This is a genomic window from Siminovitchia jepli, from assembly GCF_047228825.1.
In the GTDB taxonomy this organism is placed as follows: domain Bacteria; phylum Bacillota; class Bacilli; order Bacillales; family Bacillaceae_C; genus Siminovitchia.
Map to the genome: position 1 here is coordinate 21,735 of NZ_JBFEGN010000025.1, position 20,725 is coordinate 42,459.

The window sequence follows — 20,725 nt, forward strand, 5'->3', positions numbered from 1 at the left end:
CATTAGTCCGAGGCCTGAACAGACGTCACACTTTGAGCTGTAATCTCTTCCAACGTATACTCTAAAATCCGCTCTTGACCGGACAGTTCCACTTGCAAAATTCTTTCCAAAATATTTAAACCAATTACTTTTCCCGATCCGTTCGGCGTGCGAATCATCTCTCCCACATCGGGGAGCTCGGCTTTGGCTGTTTCATATTCGTCATTTTCATATTTCAAACAGCACATCAGCCGTCCGCACAGTCCGGAAATTTTGGTTGGATTTAATGAAAGGTTTTGGTCTTTCGCCATTTTTATCGAAACAGGCTCAAAATCCCCGAGGAAGGTGGAGCAGCAGAGCATACGCCCGCACGGCCCAATCCCTCCGAGCATTTTGGCTTCATCCCTTACACCGATCTGCCTCAATTCGATTCTCGTACGAAAAATAGAGGCCAGGTCTTTCACCAATTCCCTGAAGTCAATCCGTCCATCTGCGGTAAAATAAAAGATGACTTTATTGCGGTCAAATGTATATTCAACATCTACGAGCTTCATATCGAGCTGATGTTCGGCAATTTTCTTTGAACAGATTTCATATGCTTCTTCCGCTGCTTTTTTATTTTCTTCCACGTTTTGTTTATCGTCCAGATTGGCAATCCGGACGATTTTTTTTAGCGGCAGCACAACATCATGTTCACTTACTTGCTTCTTGTCTGTAACGGCTTTTCCAAACTCGATGCCCCGGGCCGTCTCGACGATAACATAGTCGTTCTTTCCGACGGGATGAGCCTGGGGATCAAAATAATATATTTTACCGGCTTTTTTAAACCGGACACCTACTACGTTATACAAAAGAAGGTCCCCCCTGCAAATTCAGCACAAGCTGTTCCATTAATAGCTGAGGATTCATATTTGCGTGTAATTTTCTTTTGGCTTCCAATATGGCAGTAATTTGTTCGGAAATCCTGCTCAGCGGCATTTGCCGTGCATCTCTTTCCAGTTTATCCCTCACATCAGGATAAACAAGCATCCGATCCTTCCCCACTTGCAAATAAAATAAATCTTTATATAAAAGCATTAATAGCGATAAGCCTAAATCAAGCTGGGATCTCTCTTTAAAATGGCTCAGCCAATCATTTTGCAAAGCCGTCATGGCATAGAGCGGATTTTCTTTTAAGATGTCATATAATTTTAACACTATCATTCGGGCTTGTGCAAACCAATCTTCGCCATTCAGCCTAAGCGCTTCTTCCAAATCATTCGTCACAGCCGCCAGCAGGACAGCTTTCGTTTCGGGAACCCCCATTTGCAACAGTCTCCCGAAAAATTGTTCCTGGCTTAATGGGTGAAAAGATACCTTTTGACACCTTGAAATAATGGTCGGCAACAGTTGCTGCGGCTGCTCCGTAACGAGGATCGCCATCGTTTGCCCATGCGGCTCCTCCAAAAATTTGAGCAGGCTGTTGGCTGCTTGCACTGTCATTTTTTCTGCATCAATAAGAATATATATTTTTCTATTTGATTCCATTCCCGATTTGCTGAATTCTCCCCGCAATGACCGTATTTGATCTATTTTAATGGAAGCCCCGTCCGGTTCCACGATATGAACATCAGGGTGGTTGCCGCTTTCAATTCTCTTGCAGTTGTTGCAGTGTCCGCAAGGATTTACATCATTGCTGTTGTCCTCACAAAACATGCTGGATGCGAGCAGCATGCTTGCCTCACGTTTGCCGATCCCATGTTCACCTTCAAACAAATAGGCGTGGGCAACCCGGCCGCATTGGAGGCTATTTTTCAGCAGCCTGGCAGCCGCGGGCTGTACTTGTTCAAATTGTTCCCATTTTAAAGCCACCGGTAACTCATCCTTACGTATATAAATGAATGAGCAGCCCTTTTATTTCTCCGATTTTCTCCAAAATACGAATGGACTGCTTTTCTTCTTCCAATATGTCATTCGTTAATTCAATTAATTTTTCATCTATCGTCTCAACGATCTGAAGCGTTCTTCCTTCAGAAAATCTGTTCCAGCTATGAGATTGCTTTAGATTCATGCCGAATTCAACAGCTTCCTGTACAAATCTTTTGACGAGCTGCTTATATTTGGCCAAGTCCTGGAAACTTCGTGTCTTCCCGAGCCGTTCGCCGGCTGCGGACAAATCGGCCATCAATTGGGCAAGTTGTTCTTCCTGCAACTTCATTCCCTGGAAAGCAACCATTTCGGAAAACCCCGGGTTGTCCGAACGGTTTATTTTTTGTCCGCCCAAAAATTGGCCTACTCTTGATTTGGATGTCTCGTTAATCTTCATAAGCTACCCTAAAATTGATGAAATTGTTCAATCGGAAGTACGAAAACGGTAGCTCCTCCAACGGACACTTCAACGGGATAAGGAATGTAGGAATCGGCATTTCCGCCCATCGGAGAAACCGGTGCCATGAGCTGCTCCCGAGATTTGCAACTTTCCCTGATCACTTCAAGCGCTTTTTCAACACGAATGTCTTCCGTTCCAATCATGAACGTCGTATTGCCCGATTTTAAAAACCCGCCTGTCGATGCAAGTTTTGTAGCCCTAAAATTATGTTCAACCAATGCGTTCATCAACCGGTTGCTGTCCTGGTCTTGAACTACGGCTAAAATCAACTTCATTGTGTATCACCCCTTTAAAAAGTGAAAAACAAATATTTGTTATTATCATTATTATATCAGCTAAACGAATATGTGACATCGTTATATTCTTCATTATATCCAAACATCTTTCATGTGAAATCGACAATACTCCTACATCCCGGATAAATGCTTTTCAATAATATTCTTTGCAGTCCCATATACATTATCCATCGGCTGGCTGGCGTCAATTTCTACAATCCGGCCGGGAAAACGGTTTAACAGCAATTTATAGCCTTCTCTTACCTTCCGGTGAAATTCAATTGTTTCCAAATCAAGGCGATTCTTCTCCCTTCCAGCATGTTTGGCAATTCGTTTAAGCCCAATATCAGGCTCGATATCAAAATACAATGTTAAATCCGGCATAAGATTATCAACAGCAAATTGATTGACGGCATACACCTCGTCTATGCCAAGACCCCTGGCAAAGCCTTGGTAAGCAAGAGAACTGTCAATAAAACGGTCGCATAATACAATTTCTCCGCGCCGGAGTGCCGGCACGATTTTTTCCGTTAAATGCTGGCGGCGCGCCGCTGCATATAACAATGCCTCCGTTCTTCCGTCCATCATCGTATGTTCTTTGTCCAAGATAATCGTTCGGATTTTTTCAGCAATCTCGATGCCGCCCGGTTCCCGCGTAGCAAGCACCGGTACCCCGGAAGCAGCAAAGTAGGTACGTAATTTTTCCATTATGGTCGTTTTGCCGGCACCCTCCGGACCTTCTACCGTAATAAACAATCCGCCCATCCATTTACCTCCGCTAATTGTATATGTCGTTTAGTATAACGCTTTTAGGAACAAACAGCTATCTTGCAATCCGTTATATGTCCCATGTCCAATTTTACTATAAAAAACAAAAAACCGGGCTGAACCTTCAACAGCCTGGTTTTATGTGACGATTTTCGTTTCTTTAATCACTTTCATTTGTTCAATATAAAATTTATATTTTGGGTCATCCGTATCCGTTTTTACCATTTCCCGCTCGCAGTCCGTACAAATAAATGATGTATAAAGATGTATCCCGATTTTTTTCTCCTTCTCGCAAATGATGCACTTTTCCATCTCTCCACCTCCACACAATTTATTGTACCCATCAAGAATAATTGTATACACAATTTCTAACATTTGTGAGTTTTCAATAACTGGTCTGTAAAGTTTATGCAGGGTGGACAGTTACTGTGTTTGTCTTTTAAAAAACAGAAAAAAAAACTGAAACATCCGCCAAAATTTGACGAATGTTTCATGAAATGACATATAGTTGAATGAGGGACAGTGCAGCAACTCCCGGCAACCCGAGAAAACCGGAAACGGCCGCGGTGATCCAATTAATCGGAACATATAAACCAAATTGGTTGCCAAAGGCATTTAAAAAAAATAAAAATAACGCTCCAATGACCAGTTTCATCGCTGATTGACCGATGAATCGAAACAGCCGCCCCGGTCTTCCCGCCATGAGCAAGAAAATGATCAAACCGGCCAATGATGAAATAATGATAACTGACTCCAAGCTTTCCCCTCCTGTCCTTCCCCCTTTGTTATTCATTGTATGAACGGTTTGTCCAAAAAGAACGGCAGGCAGCTTGGAAGTTCTTTTTTTTCCTGCAGGCCAGTAAGACTCCGGTGCAAGGTTTCATTTTATTGAAATCTTTCTTATTTTTGCCTCGCGCAAAAGATAAACATATTTCGCTTTGGCAAGCAGCGCTTTATATCTTAATTCCTCATTCTCTCCATAGCTTAAATCCATCATTTTTTTCAAATGGGACCAGTCTTTTTTGGCCTCTTCCATCAGTTCGATGAATTTTTGGTCAAATTCTTTACGGAGTTTTTGTCTCTGAAACATGCGGCGCCTCTCCTTACAATGATTGCCGATTGAAGCCCGCGGTTTTAATCACGGGATAATCAAAAAACTTCTCTTCTGCCTTCCAATGCTTTGGATAAAGTGACTTCATCCGCATATTCAAGATCGCCGCCAACCGGCAGCCCATGGGCAATTCTTGTGACTTTAATGCCGGACGGTTTGAGAAGCCGGGAAATATACATGGCTGTCGCTTCCCCTTCAATATTGGGATTCGTCGCCAAAATCACTTCTTGAACGGTTTCGTCTTGCAGCCTTTTAAGCAGATCCGGAATATTGATATCTTCCGGGCCAATCCCCTCCATTGGGGAAATGGACCCGTGCAAAACATGATAAAGACCGTTGTATTCTTTCATTTTTTCCATGGCAATGACATCTTTCGGTTCTTGGACAACGCAAATGACGCTGCGGTCACGCCGCTCCTCCTTGCATATATAGCAAGGATCCTGGTCGGTAATGTGCCCGCAAACCGAGCAGTACCCAAGATCCCTTTTTGCATTGACCAACGCTTTTGCGAAGTCAAGGACGGTATCCTCTTTCATGCCAAGCACGAAAAACGCCAGGCGGGCTGCTGTTTTCGGCCCGATTCCCGGCAGTTTCATAAAGCTGTCAATCAGCTTGGATATTGGTTCTGGATAATGCATATTGTTAACCTCCTAAAAGCCAGGAAGGTTTAATCCTTTCGTAAACTGCCCCATCGTCTGGCTTGTTAATTCTTCTGCCTTTTTAAGAGCATCGTTTGTCGCAGCTAAAACCAGGTCCTGAAGCATTTCAATATCGTCGGGATTGACAACTTCCTCATCGATTTTCACTTCCAGCACTTCTTTATGGCCGGAAACAATGACGGTGACCATGCCGCCTCCTGCCGTGCCTTCAATCCGTTTTTCACCCAGCTCTTCTTGCGCTTTCGCCATTTTCTTTTGCATTTTTTGCATTTGCTTCATCATGCCTTGCATATTTCCCATTCCTCGCATCATTCAAAAAACCTCCAACGTATGAAATTAGTTTTTGATCTCAAGAAGATCAGACCCGACAAGTTTCATTGCCTCCGCCACAAGCGGATCTTCTTCATCTGTTTGCGGCTGATCGCCATCCGGCTTTTTCGTTTGTATGAATTCCCGGCGAATGTCAGACCATTGTTTTTCGGGAACGGCAACAATTTGGCAGGCTGTTCCAGTTAATTCTTCCAGCGTTTGAGAAAGTGTTTGAAAATACGACTCATTTTCCATGGCCATCCGGCAATGTATATCGTGTTTGAATTTTAGTACAAACGCATCCGGTGAAGCTGCAGATGGTTCTGCATCGTGGAGAAGTGCCGCCAGCTGAACCATCTTCCGGCTGTTTAAAGATTCGAGCAAGTCTCCCCAGCAGCTTTTAATGGCATTTAAATCCTGGCGCGTTGCATTCTCCAAAATCTTCATGATCGGCCGGGCATTGACCCGAAACTCTTTTGCATTGCTTCGGACCGCCTTTCTTGGAGGCGGATCGCTTTTTGCTTCAGCCGCTCTTTTTGTTGAATGTTCTTTCAACGTTTTAATCTCTTTTTCAAGCATCTCGATTTTCTTATACAGCTCCGCCACTTCCGGCGCATTATTTTGGAAAGACTTTACTTCCGTTTGGCACAGTTTGACAAGGCAAACTTCCAAATAAGTGCGCGCATGATTTGAAAAACGCATTTCTTGCTGCGTTTTGCTTAATATATCGATGTATTCATAAATCTGCTCAGGGAGCATTGATTCAGATAACTGTTTAAAATCCTCGTCCAATTGAACCCGGGCCATTGCTTCCTCCAGGCCGGGAGCTGTTTTGTACAGCAATAAATCGCGGAAATATAATATAAAATCTTCCGCAAACCGGGCCGGATCCTTGCCTTGCATGAGCAGCTCCTCAAGGGCTTCCAAAGCATCCGCAACTTCTTTGTCATGAATCGCCTTCGCCAGTTTGTTCAAACTGTTTTGTGAAATCGAACCGGTTACTGTGAGGGCATCTTCGAGCGTCACCTTATCGGTGCTGAAGGATATAGCCTGATCGAGCAGGCTCAGGGCGTCCCTCATGCCGCCTTCCGCTGCGGTTGCGATGACATGCAATGCCTTTTCATCATAATTCAAGCCTGTTTCGTTTGCAATGTGAACCATTCTTTTTACAATGTCATGAGCAGTAATTCTTTTAAAATCAAAACGCTGGCACCTGGAAATAATTGTTAACGGGATTTTGTGCGGCTCGGTTGTTGCCAAAATAAAAATGACATGCCGCGGCGGCTCTTCGAGTGTTTTTAACAGGGCATTAAAAGCCCCGATCGACAACATATGCACTTCATCAATGATATACACTTTGTAAGATACGGAATTGGGTGCATATTTGACTTTATCGCGGATATCGCGGATTTCTTCCACTCCGTTGTTGGATGCCGCATCAATTTCAATGACATCCGAAATCGACCCGTCCATAATCCCGCGGCAGGCTGCACATTCATTGCACGGCTCTGATACCGGCATGCGTTCACAGTTTACGGCCTTCGCCAATATTTTGGCCGCGCTCGTTTTCCCGGTTCCTCTCGGTCCGGAAAACAAGTATGCATGCGATATTTTTTCCTGAAGGAGAGCATTTTGCAACGTTTTGGTTACATGTTCCTGCCCGACTACATCTATAAACGCCTGCGGGCGCCAAACCCGATACAACGCTTGGTAACTCAATGCCGCTCCTCCTTCTTTTGCTATTTCAGCGAATTTTTCTTTGTTATTATTATACCTTAATCAATCCGGAAATTACAGAAGCAATCCATGCGACAACAGCGATTAAAAAGCACCTGAACCTCCGCCTCCGCCGCCAACGCCGCCTCCGGAAAAGGAAGACGTGCCGGAACTGTCGGAAGTTGTTGATTGCCGAACATGTTCATCTGCGGTTTCGAACGAAGAAGCAATGAATGGTCCTGTATAGAAAAAGCCCGCCGCGGAGTGATTGTCCGCGGCCGGTACAGTCTTTGGCATCATTTGGGCAAAATAATCCGCCAGGCGCGTTTTTTTCGTTCCTACTCCATATATAAGCAAGCGCCATTTTTCATCATCGCCGGAACGGTCCCACTCCGAAATGGAAATTTGCTCAAATTCATTTTCAAGCCTGGCCCACTCTTCTTTTAAAAGCAAGCCTTCGTAAGAGAAAGGTCGATAAAATATCGCCAAGCATAAACTGGTGATTCCCAATGCCATAGACAGGAACATAAGCCAATAAAGGTCGTACATGATGAAAAAAATAGACGATGTAAGCACGGCCATGCCCGCTATTCCGAGCGTCCGCCTTAATGGCATGTTGTTTTCATAAAGGTTGAATCGATCGATCTCTTTTTTAACCGTATCTTGCCACTTCCTCGTTTCTTCCTGATATGTGGCACGGTTTATTTCCGACTGTACGTATTGTTTCAGATCATCCAGGCTAAATGTTTTGCCTCCGCCCACTTTTTCAAACAGCAATTCAAGCAGGAGCTTTTCATGAATTTCTTCTGTTTCCCGATCCAGCAGCATAAACTGATCTTCTGAAACCTGCCTGACGTATCCTTTCCGCACAAGATCCATTAAGGCTGCGGCCAGCAGTTCCGGTGTAAAGTGATGTAAAAAATAAAGAACAGCCGGCATGCTCAGCTTTTGTTTCGGAATCATATTCTCCCTATTGTACACTTCTTCTTTGGCTGCTCTTTTTCTTTGTTTCCTCCTCACCGTCTCGGATGCCATCAACCCGATCAAAAGGGCAGCAGAAACAAATAAAAGCCATTTTCCAACCAAAGCGGTTTTCTTTCGGTTTTCCGCAAATGTTTGTGCCTTGTTGATGAACAATTGCTCCTCATCCAGCAATGTTTGACGTATCTTTTGATCAGAAGATTCGGCCACGCCCGGAAATAATGTCGAATCATATGCCACCCGAATGTCCCCGTTTTGGCCGGCATCCACCTTGTTTAAATGAAAAGTGACAGCACCGTCCTGTTCAACGGTTTCCTTGCCGAATGCTTCATCATATCCAAAGGCAATCACATCATCGGTATCAGCTGGCGGATGGATTGTTATCGTCATCCTCTCGTAATCTGCTTCATTGCGCTCATCAAAAAAAGGCCAATAAAACACTGTTAAATCGGGGTGCCTGGAGAGGCTGTTTTTAATGACATAATGGAGCTCCAAGGTAATATCTTCATGATTCCCGCTGCGGTACACTTTATATAAATCCTTTTCTTTCTTCACTTTTAGCTCTTTTTCGCCTTCATTCGCCGTAAAATGAGTTATTTCCGTTCCCTTCTTCGGAATTATTTCCCGGGTAATTCCCCGAAATTTGTCGTCAAAGGAATAGGAATGAACTTCGGTTACTTGCACGTCCCCATTTTTGTGCAAATAAGCGTCAATGTTTACATCCGTTATGGAAAATTCCACAGCCAATGCTTGAACTGGCAATATCATCAGAAAAAATAAAACCAAAAAGAAAATTAGCTTTTTCTTCATTACAGCCACCTCTTTTCTATTCTTGTTTTTACGAATGGAAAAAGGAAAAGTTTCAAAACATAAAAAATCCACCTGCCATTGCAGATGGATTTAATATCAGATTATTGCCGTGCACCTTCCGTCGACGGTGTTCCATAAGCGTTACTCAAGCAGTTAGCTCGACCCAGGCTGCCCCGCGGCACATGGGATGGCCCACTTAATGCTGCTTCCTTCCGGACCTGACATGGTTCATGGGTTCCCATTGCGCGGGACCCGGGTGTCCACACCACTTACTTGAGGCAGGCCTTACAAAACAACAGCCTCGGGAAGGGATTCAACCCCGCTGGAGCGGATTGCGGGTACAGGGCTCCGCTATTTCCCCGTCTAGCACGGTAAACTCTATTTTACTACTTTTTCGGCTAAAAATCAATGATTAGATTTGCACTTTCTGCCCTGCACACGAATTCATCTTTTCCACTTAAATCGTACAGACAGTGATTTTTTACACCCAACATATATCAATACTGTACCAATAAGAGTGATGACTATTCGATTGACAATATAATATACGGGCGAGATAGAATAATAAAAATTGTTGGCATGAGCGCCGATGGAAAATATTTTAAATAATCTTCCGCCAGATAAAAGGTCGACAATACAATAGGATAACATGACAAAAAGGCCGGTGTAATTATTCTTCGTTAATGCAGTTATACACAAAATCAATGCAGACAGAAAAAAGATGTTGGGAAGAAACCGAATGCTTAATAGCAGGCTCGTGCCATCCATAAACGCGACATGACGATAATAAAAGATGCCGCATATAAAAGCACCTGCAGAAAATATCGACACATACATGAACCATCTATAAAACACCAAATAATTGAAATGATACGGATTATAAAACGAAAGGAACTCATGGGTCTTATTCTTATAGTTATTGAAAAAAACGAGACATATCATAAAGGCGGAGATGAGCGGGACGGTATAATCAAATACATTATCGGTGCTATGCAGCATGTACTTTGCTTTTATGGAAGCCATATAATCGGATGGCGCCGGATTGATCATCGTCCATATGAAAAGAACGAACAGTACAATGCCTGATAGTTTCATCTTCCGCCCTTTTACATCATATATTTTAAAAAAATGGGTGTACAGCACTTTATCTTTTTTGAAAATAGACGTAAGCATTTTCTAAAGATATCTCCTTATCATGATAGTGGTCCATATCAATGTCCCGGTCCTTTATAAATCTAATTTTGATGACATTGGAATGAATGCGTTTTTCTTCTATGATCGTCATATATTTTTTTATGCGAAGAAGTGTTTCAAGATCAATTTCTGCTGTATAAATATTCGGGACACTAACAGAAATCAATTCATCTATTGGGCCTTCAAACTGAATGGATTGATCTTTCAGTATCAAAATTTTGTTGCTGTATAATTCCACATCCTCTATGATATGCGTGGAAATCAACGTGATCGTTTCTTTGCTGATTTCCGATAAATAGCTTCTAAATTCAACTCTTTGCTCAGGATCCAATCCGGCGGTAGGCTCATCGATGATGATGAGAGCCGGCTTTCCCAATACGGCTTGCGCAATTCCCAGCCTCCTTTTGTACCCGCCTGAATAACTTCCGATTTTTTTACGAATGACAGATTGAAGATTGAACTTTTCTACTACTTCCTGAATGGCTTCCTTTTTATTGGATACACGAATATTTTTCATTTCAAAAGCATATGAAAGAAAATCGTAACCGGAAATATTGGGGTAAATGTCAAAGTTTTGGGGTAAATATCCTACTTGGCCGATAGGATATGGTGTGGAATGCAGTAAATCTTCTCCGTTTAATATGATATTTCCGGCATCCGCTTTTTTTAATCCCGCCAAAATACTCATCAATGTCGTTTTACCAGCCCCATTATTCCCCAACAATGCGATAATTCCGTCATGGCAAGTAAATGAAACATGATCCAAAACCAAACTCTTTCCGTAAGAATAACAAACATTTTCTACAATCAACTCATTTCCCATAAACCGGACCCCTATTCTATGTAATTGATTAGCAGCGTATCTCCAATGATTTGAGCATCGCCCATATATAATGGCCATACCCCGACAATGACTTGTTTATATTTCCTGTCCTTTAAAGTAATATATTCAGATTCCGATAAATTTTTATCTTTCATCAATTGTTTGATAGATCCCTCAATATTTGATTTAAACTCCTCAAAATGATAGCTGATTGGGAATACATAATCTATTCCATTATCGGAAATCGTTTGATATTGACCGGCAAATACATTGAGACTTGTTGATTTTCCCCTCCATACATTTTGTTCATGTTCGGCTTTGGGCAGGTTTGAATACACAGTAACAGGTGTTTTTATTTGAACGTCAAAATCGGCAAGCCGCGTATCAGATAATCCGGGATACCAATAAAAAACATGCCCCGGTAAATTGATGGCATTTTTGGAAACATAAAAAGTAACAACCCCCAAATCATTTTCTACAAACACTTTGCCTTCATACTCTACCAACAAGTCAATCTCTTCTCCATTGCGGTGGGATGATTGGACAGTCAACATATTGTTTTTGTGCGAGTATGCAACTGATTTATTTTCAACTTCAATTTTTTTGATAATGAAGTTATGATCTAGCAACAACTGAATTTCATTTTCGTCCTCGGAAAAGACCAACTTTAATAAAGCCTTATTATAAAGTTTATTTTGGAGGTCAAGCTCCATGTGATAGGATTGAACATCAAAAAAATTAGCCTTAATAGGATGGTAGGGCCCATGAAAGGTCTGTACAGTTTTTTCTCCTGTAAGTGCTGTAAAGACAAGGAGTAAAAGGGTTACGATGGAAAATAAAAGAGAAAGTTTTCTCCTTGTATGTCCAAAAATGGTTTGAAAAAGGAATAGGATACATACGATAAAAAGCACCAAGAAGATTTTATCCAAATAATAAGTACTGTTAAATATTACACCTGATATTTCATTGGAACCAACATTGGTGTAATCATCGAAAATATTTAAAAATTTATGTAAAGGGGCATTCGATATTTTGATGGATTCCCATAAAAATATACTGTAAATAGCACCGGACACAAAAACTGAAAAATCGTTTTTGATCACCATGCCGATGGTTGTTCCAATCACAGCAGCAATCAAATTGGACAAAATCCATATAAATAAAAGATGAACGATCCCTTTTGTTACAAAAGAAAGTTCGAACATGCTGTTCTTAAAAAGCAAGATTGTCGCGATTGGAAAAATGGCCGTTATGAAGCTAAAGAGAAACGCGGAAAATAACACCATTCTCTGTTTTTTTACCACGTCTCTCTCCAAAAAATTCAATACATCAAAACTTTTGGACGTAATTCTAGTTGAAGTGATTAAAAGAAACATATTGGAGCAAATATATGCAAAATAATAGTATTTTACAAACATAAACACCGAAGAACCCAATGAGGTTTTTACATAATAGGTTAAAAAAGTGATAAAAATAATACAAAACACCAACATGGGATGTTTCACGATGACTTTGAAGTAAAATAAGAATGCCTTTAACATTTACCAAATATAACCAGCCCTCATAAAGGCTGGTTACTCTCCTTTCAATTGATATAGTGAACGAATTATAAAAGTATTTAATCCGTAATTCTTACACTAGCCTTTGCTTTTGAGCTGTTACCCACCCATCGGATATAATAGGATTGATTTTCTCCAGAGCTATTCTTTGATTGGGCTGTAAATGAAGAACTTATTTTTGAGTCGCATAGGCAACAGGCAGAGCAGTTATCACTATCCTTTTCTGTCTAAATACTTTAATACTCCTTTTTCACAAAATTTTACTATATAAATTGAGCTAATTATCAAGTTCTTTCTGCCTAATTGAATAGACTCAACACTTCCACGCTCCCATATCATGATTATTACATAGGTTTTAAAAGTTCTCACCGTAAATCGGGTTGCGGTTTTCCGCAAGGTGTTTTGCGGTAATCATATTTTGCTTTAAGTTTAGATAAAATTAGACAAGGATTTAGGACTAATCTTATATTGATTCTAAGTCCAAAATATCAGCGACGGCTTCCCTTTTTTTTCCTGCGCAGTTCACGGAAAAACTGGCTCAAAAGCTCCCCGCATTCTTCCGCAAGAATCCCGCTCACTACTTCGCTTTGGTGATTAAACCGACTATCAGCAAGCAAATTCATCAGCGTTCCTGCACAGCCGGCCTTCGGGTCGGGAGCTCCGTATACGACCTTTTGAATTCGCGACAAGATAATGGCACCGCTGCACATCGGGCACGGTTCCAAAGTGACGTACAGCTCCGCATTTTCCAGCCGCCAAGTCCCCAATTTTCGGCAAGCTTCCTGAATGGCGATAATCTCGGCGTGTGCGGTGGCATTTTGTTCTGTTTCCCGTCTGTTTGAAGCCTTGGCGATGATTTTCCCATCCAGAACGACAATGGCCCCGATCGGAACCTCACCGATTAAGCGGGCCTTCTTTGCCTCTTCAATTGCAATTTTCATGTATTTTTCTTCATTTTCCATGGATTTTCTCCTCAAAGCTTTGTTACATTTGATTGTATCAAAATTCATCCATGCAGGTCTTTATTTTCACTGGCATGCATACAATGGGACAAGATAAGCGTTTGTTTAAAGAGTTAAGGAGGGTAAGCATGCAAATTCATGTCGTCGAGCCCAATCAGACATTGTCCTCAATTGCTTCCTTGTATGGAATAGCTCCAGCCATCATAACCGAAGCCAATGATTTGGAAAACCCTGATCGGCTTGTTGTCGGGCAAGCGATTGTTATTCCCATCATTGGCAGGTTTTATTGGGTGCAGCCTGGTGACAGTCTGTACACAATTGCCAGAAGGTTTGGCATATCCTACCAGGAACTGGCGAGAATCAATGCGATTAATGTTAACCAGCCCATCAATGTCGGCTTGCGGCTGTATATCCCACAAGGGCCCAAAAGAGAAGGGGAATTTCTAGCCTATGTCGAACCCAGACGTACAGGAGCCGTATCCCCCGCATTGGAGTCGAGTGCCAGAGAAGCATCCCCATATTTAACGTATTTGGCTCCGTTTGCCTACTTGCCAAGGCGTGACGGAACGTTGGATCCCCCGCAATTGAACCGTTTTCCCGAAATAGCCCGGGCAAATAACACATCCCTCGCCATGGTTCTGGCAAACCAGGAAGAAGGGCAATTCAGTACTGAACTCGTTCATATCTTGCTGACAAATGAGGAAGCTCAAACGGCTTTGTTAAATAATATTGTCACGGAGGCACGAAGAGTAGGATTTACAGATATTCATTTTGACTTTGAAAGAATCGCGGCAGAAGACCGCGAACCGTATAACCAATTTCTCCGAAGAGCACGCGATCGCTTCCATGCGGAAGGTTTTGTCATCTCGACGGCACTTGCCCCCAAAACAAGTGCAACACAGGCAGGAGAGTGGTATGCCGGCCATGATTACCGGGCCCACGGTGAAATAGTCGATTATTCCTTAATCATGACTTACGAATGGGGATACAGCGGCGGCCCAGCAATGGCAGTTTCCCCCATTGGCCCGGTCCGGGACGTACTGGAATATGCCTTGACTGAAATGCCATCACGTAAAATCATGATGGGGCAAAATCTTTACGGATATGACTGGACACTTCCCTTTGTTCCTGGAACAACCGCGAGAGCCCTCAGTCCACAGGCAGCCATTCGTCTCGCTCTTGAAAACAACGTAGCCATCGAATACGATACAACTGCACAGGCCCCTTTTTTCCATTACACAGACGAAGAAGGAAGAAGGCACGAAGTTTGGTTTGAAGATGCGCGTTCCATCCAGGCAAAGTTTGATTTGGTCAAAGAATTGGATCTTCGCGGTGTCGGCTACTGGAAGCTTGGACTTCCGTTTCCGCAAAATTGGCTCTTGATTACTGATAATTTCAATGTTGTGAAAAGATAAATGACAAAAAAGCGGCTCATTTGAACCGCTTCTTTCAGTTAATGACTTCTTTATTTCTCATATAAGGGCGCAGCACCTCAGGAATTTCGACACTGCCGTCTTCCCTTTGGTAATTTTCCAAGATCGCCGCCACGGTTCTTCCTACAGCCAGGCCAGAACCGTTCAGCGTGTGGACATGCTGCGGCTTCGCTTTTGGTTCGGAACGGAAACGGATATTGGCTCTTCTTGCCTGAAACGCTTCAAAGTTTGAGCAAGATGAAATTTCCCGGTATGTTTTATAGCTCGGGATCCATACTTCAAGATCATACTTTTTAGCCGCTGTAAAACCAAGGTCCGCTGTACACATGCTCATGACGCGATACGGCAAATTCAATAGCTGCAATACTTTTTCTGCATCGTTTGTCAGCTTCTCAAGTTCGTCATACGAATCTTCCGGCTTTACAAATTTAACCAATTCTACTTTATTAAACTGGTGTTGGCGGATCAACCCCCGTGTATCACGCCCGGCGGACCCGGCTTCCGAACGAAAACAGGCACTGTATGCCACATAGTTGAGAGGCAGGCGCCCGCCGTCCAATATTTCATCGCGATGGTAGTTTGTCACAGGGACTTCCGCAGTCGGAATCAGGAAAAAATCATCACTCTCGATATGAAACGCATCCTCCGCAAACTTCGGCAGCTGTCCGGTGCCCGTCATGCTTGTACGGTTAACGAGGTATGGCGGCAGCATCTCTTCGTACCCGTGTTCTTCCACGTGAATATCCATCATAAAATTAATGAGTGCCCTCTCAAGCCGGGCTCCAAGTCCTTTGTAAAAGACAAAACGGCTTCCAGCTACTTTGGCTGCCCGTTCAAAGTCCAATATGCCCAAATTGGCGGCCAATTCCCAATGCGGCTTTGGCTCAAATGAAAATTGGGGAACGTCTCCCCACTTCCGCACCTCGACGTTGTCGTTTTCCGTCTCTCCAACCGGGACGCTTTCATGAGGGATATTGGGGATGGCTAAAAGCAATTGCTGCAATTCTTCTTCAATAATTCGAAGTTCTCCGTCCAACTCTTTTATTTGCTGGCTAACTTCCCGCATTTTACGAATCAAATCATCTGCATTTTGTTTTTCCTTTTTTAACTGGGCAATTCTTTCCGATACTTCATTTCTTTTATTTTTCAGCTGTTCCGACTGGACAATCATTTCCCTCCGTTTTTGATCAAGTTGTTCAAACTTGTCCAAATCAGCCAAATCCTCGCCGCGATGCTGCAATTTTTCCTTGACTTCTTCTACATTCCCCCGAAGAGTCTTCATATCAAGCATACGATTACCTCCTAAAAATTATTTAAAAACAAAAAACTCCCGATCCCAAAGGGACGAGAGTTACCCGCGTTGCCACCCAAATTGAAAGCGAAAGCTTTCCTCTTCATTTGATAACGGGTTGACCCGAAAATGCTTACTAGCCCCAGGCATTCGGCATTTTTGCTCAAGGATGGATTCACAGGCAGTGCCGCCGATTTTCACCAGCCACCGGCTCTCTAAAAAGGACACAGTCCCTGCTACTACTTCCTTTCAATGCAATCACTCGTATTTTTGTTGATAATATACTACATATCCATATGTAATGCAAATGTTACCTGTCTTATCCTAGTATTGTGCCCATTTATCTACGTTCTAAACCAACAGCCTCTTCTCAAAACCAGCCCTTAACCGTTTTGGCCGCGCTGTCCCATACGTCCCCGAAAAAGCTCCCTATTCCGCGCATCATTAAAACAAACCAGTTGGCTTTTTCCACTTTTTCTGCAGTGACCATATCTACGGATGCTGATTTGCTTTTTGATAAATATCCGTAAGGATCTTCACCCTGATATACAGCTTCCAATACGCCCAATTTGTCGCCTTTTTTAATTGGTGCGGCCAATTTCCCCTCTTTATCCAGTTTCTTTTTGTCTATTTTAACTTGGGGTTTGTACATTTTATCTTCCCCGTTTTTGACAACAACTTGTAAAGGTGATTTAGACTGAATGGCAACAGACTTTTCTTTTCCGTTTACAACAGGAACTGTTTTATTCCCTTTTGCCTGATAGCCTTCCGGATAAATTTCCTTTACGGAGAAATTTGTAAATGCATAGTCCATCATTTTCTTTGTTTCGTCAAATCTTGATTTATATTCACCTTGTCCATTTTTCCCTTTCGCATTCATGACAACCGTGATGACCCTAAGGCCATCCCGTTTTGCCGTTCCGGTAAAACAGTATCCGGCAAAGTCTGTTGTTCCGGTTTTTAACCCGTCCACGCCTTCATAGCCATAGATCAGAGAAGGGAGCATCCAGTTCCAGTTTTTCATTTTTCCAGGCATGCCGGGAAATTCTTTCACGGGTACACTCGTTGTTTCCAATACTTCCGGATAATCATTCATTAGCCGGGAAGCAAGTTTTGCCATGGCTCGTGCAGACATAATGTTTTCGTCTTCCGGTCCGGTTCCCTCCGGATGTTTGCCTTTTAAATCCTTATTGTTTAGACCCGTTGAATTAACAAATTTATAGTTTTCAAGTCCCAGCTCCTCCGCTTTTTTGTTCATCATGTCAACAAACTTTTTTTCCGATCCCGCTATGGCTTCGGCAATGGCAATCGTGGCGCCGTTCGCCGAATAAATCGCCATCGCTTCATACAATTGCCGGATTGAATATTTTTTCCCGGCCTCCAGCGGCACATTTGAAAGATTCGTATCAACGGATACCTGGTGAACATAATCACTGATGGTTTGTTCCTGTTCCCAGGATATTTGTTTATTTTTAATCGCTTCGAACATTAAATACTCGGTCATCATTTTGGACATCGAGGCTATGCCGAGCGCTGTATCTTCATTTTTTGCGTATAGTATCTTTCCTGTAGACGCTTCAACGAGGATCGCCGCATCCGCGTTAACATTGAGCGCATCTTCTGCAGAAGTGCGTTCAGGAACGGTAATGATGCTAGTGAATATGACTAACGACATAAATAATGCTAAAAATGGTATCTTTTTGCTAATTATCACAAGTTTACCCTCCAAATTATATGTACACCCTTGTCATTTTATCATAGATAAACATCATTGAGTAGGCTGTATTCTTTTCAGTTTCTTAACAAAAAAAGGCAAAGCCCATTCACTGGATTCATTAGGGCTTTGCCATTCATTTTTTTATGATATTGAGTAGTTTGGCGCTTCTTTTGTAATTTGTACATCATGCGGATGGCTTTCACGAAGTCCGGCGCCGGTCATTTTGATAAATTGGGCGTTTTCACGGAAGTACTCCAAGTTGGGAGAACCGCAGTAGCCCATTCCGGCCCGAAGCCCTCCGGTTAGCTGATAAAGCGTATCGGCGAGCGGGCCTTTATAAGGAACCCGGCCTTCAATGCCCTCCGGAACAAATTTTTTCGCATCTTCTTGAAAATAACGGTCTTTTGAGCCTTTTTGCATGGCGCCTTCCGATCCCATGCCGCGGTATACTTTAAAACGGCGCCCTTGGAAAATTTCGGTCTCGCCAGGGCTTTCCGACGTTCCTGCAAGAAGGCTTCCGAGCATGACGGCATGCCCGCCTGCAGCAAGAGCTTTCACGATATCCCCGGAATATTTGATTCCGCCGTCAGCGATGATCGTTTTTCCGTGCTTCCTTGCTTCTGTCGCACAATCATAAATAGCCGTAATTTGCGGGACACCGACTCCTGCAACAACACGGGTTGTACAAATGGAACCCGGTCCGATGCCAACTTTTACAACATCTGCTCCCGCTTCATATAAAGCCCTCGTCGCTTCTGTTGTGGCAACGTTTCCGGCAATCAAGTTCAGACTTGGATATTGCTCACGGATTTCCCGGACCGTTCCCAGTACGCCGTCTGAATGGCCATGGGCCGTATCAACCACGATGGCATCTACTTGCGAATTGACAAGCGCTTCAACCCGTCTATAGGTGTCTTTCGCCACCCCGACTGCCGCGGCTGCAAGAAGGCGGCCTTTTTCATCCTTTGCAGAATTTGGATATTCAATTACTTTTTCTATATCTTTGATCGTAATTAATCCTTTGAGGACTCCGTGATCATCAATCAAAGGCAGTTTTTCAATCCGATGTACCTGAAGTATTTTTTCTGCTTCGGCAAGCGAAGTTCCGACAGGGGCTGTAATAAGATTTTCTTTCGTCATGACCTCGGTAATCGGAAGAGAATAATCCTGAATAAAACGCATATCCCTGTTGGTAATAATGCCAACCAATATTTTATCTTCTTCGTTATTCACAATCGGAACTCCGGATATCCGATATTTTCCCATTAAATGTTCTGCATCATATACCTGATGTTCCGGGGTCAGGAAAAACGGATCGGTAATTACTCCGCTTTCAGATCTTTTTACCTTATCTACTTGTTCGGCTTGCTGTTCAATGCTCATATTTTTATGAATGACGCCCAGGCCGCCCTGGCGCGCCATGGAAATCGCCATGTCCGACTCGGTAACGGTATCCATTCCCGCACTGATGATAGGTATTTTCAACTTTAGGCTGTCTGTCAGGCTTACACTCAAATCCACTTCTTTCGGCAAGACCTCGGATTTGGCCGGGATTAACAACACGTCATCAAAGGTTAATCCTTCTTTTGCAAACTTAGACTCCCACATTTTTTTTCGTCCCCCTGCCCAAAATATTATTAGTAGGTTATCAATTGGATAAAATACTGTCAAGGTTAACGGGTGATGTTCAACTTTTCTAATTATTCGGAGGTGTTTTGTCTGTCTGCATATGAAAAAATTTGGATGCAATTCAACTTTTTTCAGTCGGCATCTACAGTTCGCTCTTATTTAAAAAGCAATTATGAAAAAATGCAAATAGAGGATGCTGAAAGAAAAAGCTATGATAATTGTTACCCATTTATGTACTATTTGGAACAAGGCGAAACCTATTACACACAGGCTGCCCAATCCCCCTTTTCTATTAGGCCCGTATTGCTTTATTACGGATTGATTCATTTACTGAAAGCCTGCCTGCTTACAGTGGATCCCAATTATCCGGGAACAACCTCCGTTTTGGCCCACGGCGTTTCTGCCAGAAAAAGAAAAAAGCGCAACTACCAATTTCTTGAAGACGAAGTGAAAATTCAAAAAAACGGTTTGTGCACCTATTTTACAGAGCAGATGTATCAACTGAAGCACTTGGAAGGCGAGAAATTTAAAATGGAGGAATTGCTGGCGCAAATTCCGGAATTGGACGATCTCTACTTGTTTACAAGCGGAAAAAGCAATTTTGTTTTACTGGGTCAGCTCCCCGACAATATTTGGACGATCCCGACTGAATTGGCGCAAAACTACCATATAACTGCTCAAAGGTTAAAACAGTTTTTGGAAAACAGGCATCCAGGAATGATTTATTGGCTTGAAAACAAAGATAATGAAGCAGAGCTTCAAATTGACGGCAATCGTACCGACTTCTTTCCGCCTTTCCGCTATCATATATTTAAAAAAAGATTCGGACTGTGCTCCTCACTGCAAACTGCCATTCATCTTCCCGACCTTTTGATCCACTATTTGCTCTTATTTAACTTAAGCATGATTGCCCGTTACGAAACGGAATGGTGGATGGACCTCATAAAAACGGCCTCCGACCTGGATTATCCATTCATCCATGCTTTTTTACATATTACGGCTGAAAAAAGCCCGCAAATGATCCTTGAATATTTAACGGGAAACAAAAAAACATAGAGCCTTATGCTCTATGTTTTTGTTTGCCCGGCAACGTCCTGCTCTCGCAAGGGGAAACCCCTCACTACCATCGGCGCTGAAGAGC

21 protein-coding genes, 1 other RNA gene and 1 other annotated feature are annotated in these 20,725 nt (G+C 42.8%); of the genes, 2 read left to right on the top strand and 20 right to left on the bottom strand.

The features are described from left to right. Nucleotides 1–2: 2 nt before the first annotated feature. The 17 genes from AB1L08_RS10615 to tadA form a co-directional block, all read right to left on the bottom strand. A complete protein-coding gene (locus AB1L08_RS10615) occupies nucleotides 3–830 on the bottom strand; it encodes a PSP1 domain-containing protein (protein ID WP_413064623.1) in 828 nt (275 codons plus the stop codon). After that, complete coding sequence (gene holB, locus AB1L08_RS10620) at nucleotides 823–1,830, bottom strand: DNA polymerase III subunit delta' (protein WP_413064624.1); 1,008 nt, start codon at nucleotides 1,828–1,830, stop codon at nucleotides 823–825. The genes AB1L08_RS10615 and holB overlap by 8 nt, the downstream gene beginning before the upstream one ends. Nucleotides 1,831–1,843: 13 nt before the next feature. Then, the gene (locus AB1L08_RS10625; RefSeq protein ID WP_413064625.1) at nucleotides 1,844–2,284 is read right to left on the bottom strand and encodes a YaaR family protein; all 441 of its coding nucleotides are present in this window, start codon (nucleotides 2,282–2,284) and stop codon (nucleotides 1,844–1,846) included. Nucleotides 2,285–2,292: 8 nt separating this feature from the next. After that, a complete protein-coding gene (locus AB1L08_RS10630; RefSeq protein WP_413064626.1) occupies nucleotides 2,293–2,622 on the bottom strand; it encodes a cyclic di-AMP receptor DarA in 330 nt (109 codons plus the stop codon). A gap of 132 nt (nucleotides 2,623–2,754) precedes the next feature. Beyond that, nucleotides 2,755–3,387, bottom strand: a complete 633-nt coding sequence (gene tmk, locus AB1L08_RS10635) for a dTMP kinase (protein ID WP_413064627.1) — start codon at nucleotides 3,385–3,387, stop codon at nucleotides 2,755–2,757. 141 nt (nucleotides 3,388–3,528) lie between these two features. Beyond that, complete coding sequence (locus AB1L08_RS10640; RefSeq protein WP_413064628.1) at nucleotides 3,529–3,702, bottom strand: sigma factor G inhibitor Gin; 174 nt, start codon at nucleotides 3,700–3,702, stop codon at nucleotides 3,529–3,531. Nucleotides 3,703–3,880: 178 nt separating this feature from the next. Then, nucleotides 3,881–4,147, bottom strand: a complete 267-nt coding sequence (locus tag AB1L08_RS10645) for a pro-sigmaK processing inhibitor BofA family protein (protein ID WP_413064629.1) — start codon at nucleotides 4,145–4,147, stop codon at nucleotides 3,881–3,883. Between the two features lie 123 nt (nucleotides 4,148–4,270). Then, nucleotides 4,271–4,480, bottom strand: a complete 210-nt coding sequence (locus tag AB1L08_RS10650; RefSeq protein ID WP_413064630.1) for a YaaL family protein — start codon at nucleotides 4,478–4,480, stop codon at nucleotides 4,271–4,273. A 59-nt stretch (nucleotides 4,481–4,539) separates the two neighbouring features. Then, nucleotides 4,540–5,139, bottom strand: coding sequence for a recombination mediator RecR (gene recR / locus AB1L08_RS10655; RefSeq protein WP_413064631.1), 600 nt, complete (start codon nucleotides 5,137–5,139; stop codon nucleotides 4,540–4,542). Between the two features lie 12 nt (nucleotides 5,140–5,151). After that, complete coding sequence (locus tag AB1L08_RS10660; protein ID WP_413064645.1) at nucleotides 5,152–5,469, bottom strand: YbaB/EbfC family nucleoid-associated protein; 318 nt, start codon at nucleotides 5,467–5,469, stop codon at nucleotides 5,152–5,154. A 27-nt stretch (nucleotides 5,470–5,496) separates the two neighbouring features. Continuing rightward, nucleotides 5,497–7,188, bottom strand: a complete 1,692-nt coding sequence (dnaX, locus tag AB1L08_RS10665; RefSeq protein ID WP_413064632.1) for a DNA polymerase III subunit gamma/tau — start codon at nucleotides 7,186–7,188, stop codon at nucleotides 5,497–5,499. A 102-nt stretch (nucleotides 7,189–7,290) separates the two neighbouring features. After that, nucleotides 7,291–8,976 carry a DUF2207 domain-containing protein gene (locus AB1L08_RS10670; protein WP_413064633.1) on the bottom strand — a complete coding sequence of 562 codons (1,686 nt, stop codon included), beginning with the start codon at nucleotides 8,974–8,976 and terminating at the stop codon, nucleotides 7,291–7,293. A gap of 107 nt (nucleotides 8,977–9,083) precedes the next feature. After that, nucleotides 9,084–9,348: signal recognition particle sRNA large type (gene ffs / locus AB1L08_RS10675), an RNA gene on the bottom strand. A 72-nt stretch (nucleotides 9,349–9,420) separates the two neighbouring features. Beyond that, on the bottom strand, nucleotides 9,421–10,149 hold the full coding sequence (locus AB1L08_RS10680; RefSeq protein ID WP_413064634.1) for a hypothetical protein: 729 nt from the start codon (nucleotides 10,147–10,149) through the stop codon (nucleotides 9,421–9,423). Next, nucleotides 10,121–10,993 (bottom strand): ATP-binding cassette domain-containing protein, encoded by an 873-nt coding sequence (locus tag AB1L08_RS10685; RefSeq protein WP_413064635.1) that lies wholly within the window; start codon nucleotides 10,991–10,993, stop codon nucleotides 10,121–10,123. The genes AB1L08_RS10680 and AB1L08_RS10685 overlap by 29 nt, the downstream gene beginning before the upstream one ends. A gap of 11 nt (nucleotides 10,994–11,004) precedes the next feature. Next, complete coding sequence (locus AB1L08_RS10690; RefSeq protein WP_413064636.1) at nucleotides 11,005–12,297, bottom strand: M1 aminopeptidase family protein; 1,293 nt, start codon at nucleotides 12,295–12,297, stop codon at nucleotides 11,005–11,007. A 743-nt stretch (nucleotides 12,298–13,040) separates the two neighbouring features. Beyond that, on the bottom strand, nucleotides 13,041–13,514 hold the full coding sequence (gene tadA, locus AB1L08_RS10695) for a tRNA adenosine(34) deaminase TadA (RefSeq protein WP_413064637.1): 474 nt from the start codon (nucleotides 13,512–13,514) through the stop codon (nucleotides 13,041–13,043). A gap of 128 nt (nucleotides 13,515–13,642) precedes the next feature. Between tadA and AB1L08_RS10700 the strand changes: the two genes are divergently transcribed. Further along, entirely contained in the window at nucleotides 13,643–14,929 is a 1,287-nt protein-coding gene (locus AB1L08_RS10700) for a LysM peptidoglycan-binding domain-containing protein (protein WP_413064638.1), read from the top strand. Nucleotides 14,930–14,963: 34 nt separating this feature from the next. Here AB1L08_RS10700 and serS read toward each other — a convergent pair whose 3' ends face one another. The 3 genes from serS to guaB all read right to left on the bottom strand — a co-directional run bounded on the left by serS (nucleotide 14,964) and on the right by guaB (nucleotide 19,563). Beyond that, nucleotides 14,964–16,238: a serine--tRNA ligase gene (gene serS, locus AB1L08_RS10705; RefSeq protein WP_413064639.1), complete on the bottom strand. Its 1,275-nt coding sequence runs from the start codon at nucleotides 16,236–16,238 to the stop codon at nucleotides 14,964–14,966. 46 nt (nucleotides 16,239–16,284) lie between these two features. Further along, nucleotides 16,285–16,500, bottom strand: a binding site (T-box leader). 108 nt (nucleotides 16,501–16,608) lie between these two features. Next, nucleotides 16,609–17,949: a serine hydrolase gene (locus tag AB1L08_RS10710; protein ID WP_413064646.1), complete on the bottom strand. Its 1,341-nt coding sequence runs from the start codon at nucleotides 17,947–17,949 to the stop codon at nucleotides 16,609–16,611. 147 nt (nucleotides 17,950–18,096) lie between these two features. Next, nucleotides 18,097–19,563 carry an IMP dehydrogenase gene (gene guaB, locus AB1L08_RS10715; protein WP_413064640.1) on the bottom strand — a complete coding sequence of 489 codons (1,467 nt, stop codon included), beginning with the start codon at nucleotides 19,561–19,563 and terminating at the stop codon, nucleotides 18,097–18,099. Nucleotides 19,564–19,698: 135 nt separating this feature from the next. Between guaB and AB1L08_RS10720 the strand changes: the two genes are divergently transcribed. Beyond that, nucleotides 19,699–20,640, top strand: a complete 942-nt coding sequence (locus tag AB1L08_RS10720) for a YaaC family protein (RefSeq protein WP_413064641.1) — start codon at nucleotides 19,699–19,701, stop codon at nucleotides 20,638–20,640. Nucleotides 20,641–20,725 lie beyond the last annotated feature (85 nt).

Bases quoted from the DNA above. Each gene is read 5' to 3' on its own strand.
- AB1L08_RS10625 (WP_413064625.1), bottom strand. From the start codon at position 2,284: ATGAAGATTAACGAGACATCCAAATCAAGAGTAGGCCAATTTTTGGGC.
- AB1L08_RS10630 (WP_413064626.1), bottom strand. From the start codon at position 2,622: ATGAAGTTGATTTTAGCCGTAGTTCAAGACCAGGACAGCAACCGGTTG.
- tmk (WP_413064627.1), bottom strand. From the start codon at position 3,387: ATGGGCGGATTGTTTATTACGGTAGAAGGTCCGGAGGGTGCCGGCAAA.
- AB1L08_RS10640 (WP_413064628.1), bottom strand. From the start codon at position 3,702: ATGGAAAAGTGCATCATTTGCGAGAAGGAGAAAAAAATCGGGATACAT.
- AB1L08_RS10650 (WP_413064630.1), bottom strand. From the start codon at position 4,480: ATGTTTCAGAGACAAAAACTCCGTAAAGAATTTGACCAAAAATTCATC.
- recR (WP_413064631.1), bottom strand. From the start codon at position 5,139: ATGCATTATCCAGAACCAATATCCAAGCTGATTGACAGCTTTATGAAA.
- AB1L08_RS10660 (WP_413064645.1), bottom strand. From the start codon at position 5,469: ATGCGAGGAATGGGAAATATGCAAGGCATGATGAAGCAAATGCAAAAA.
- AB1L08_RS10670 (WP_413064633.1), bottom strand. From the start codon at position 8,976: ATGAAGAAAAAGCTAATTTTCTTTTTGGTTTTATTTTTTCTGATGATA.
- AB1L08_RS10680 (WP_413064634.1), bottom strand. From the start codon at position 10,149: ATGCTTACGTCTATTTTCAAAAAAGATAAAGTGCTGTACACCCATTTT.
- AB1L08_RS10685 (WP_413064635.1), bottom strand. From the start codon at position 10,993: ATGGGAAATGAGTTGATTGTAGAAAATGTTTGTTATTCTTACGGAAAG.
- tadA (WP_413064637.1), bottom strand. From the start codon at position 13,514: ATGGAAAATGAAGAAAAATACATGAAAATTGCAATTGAAGAGGCAAAG.
- AB1L08_RS10700 (WP_413064638.1), top strand. From the start codon at position 13,643: ATGCAAATTCATGTCGTCGAGCCCAATCAGACATTGTCCTCAATTGCT.
- serS (WP_413064639.1), bottom strand. From the start codon at position 16,238: ATGCTTGATATGAAGACTCTTCGGGGGAATGTAGAAGAAGTCAAGGAA.
- guaB (WP_413064640.1), bottom strand. From the start codon at position 19,563: ATGTGGGAGTCTAAGTTTGCAAAAGAAGGATTAACCTTTGATGACGTG.
- AB1L08_RS10720 (WP_413064641.1), top strand. From the start codon at position 19,699: ATGCAATTCAACTTTTTTCAGTCGGCATCTACAGTTCGCTCTTATTTA.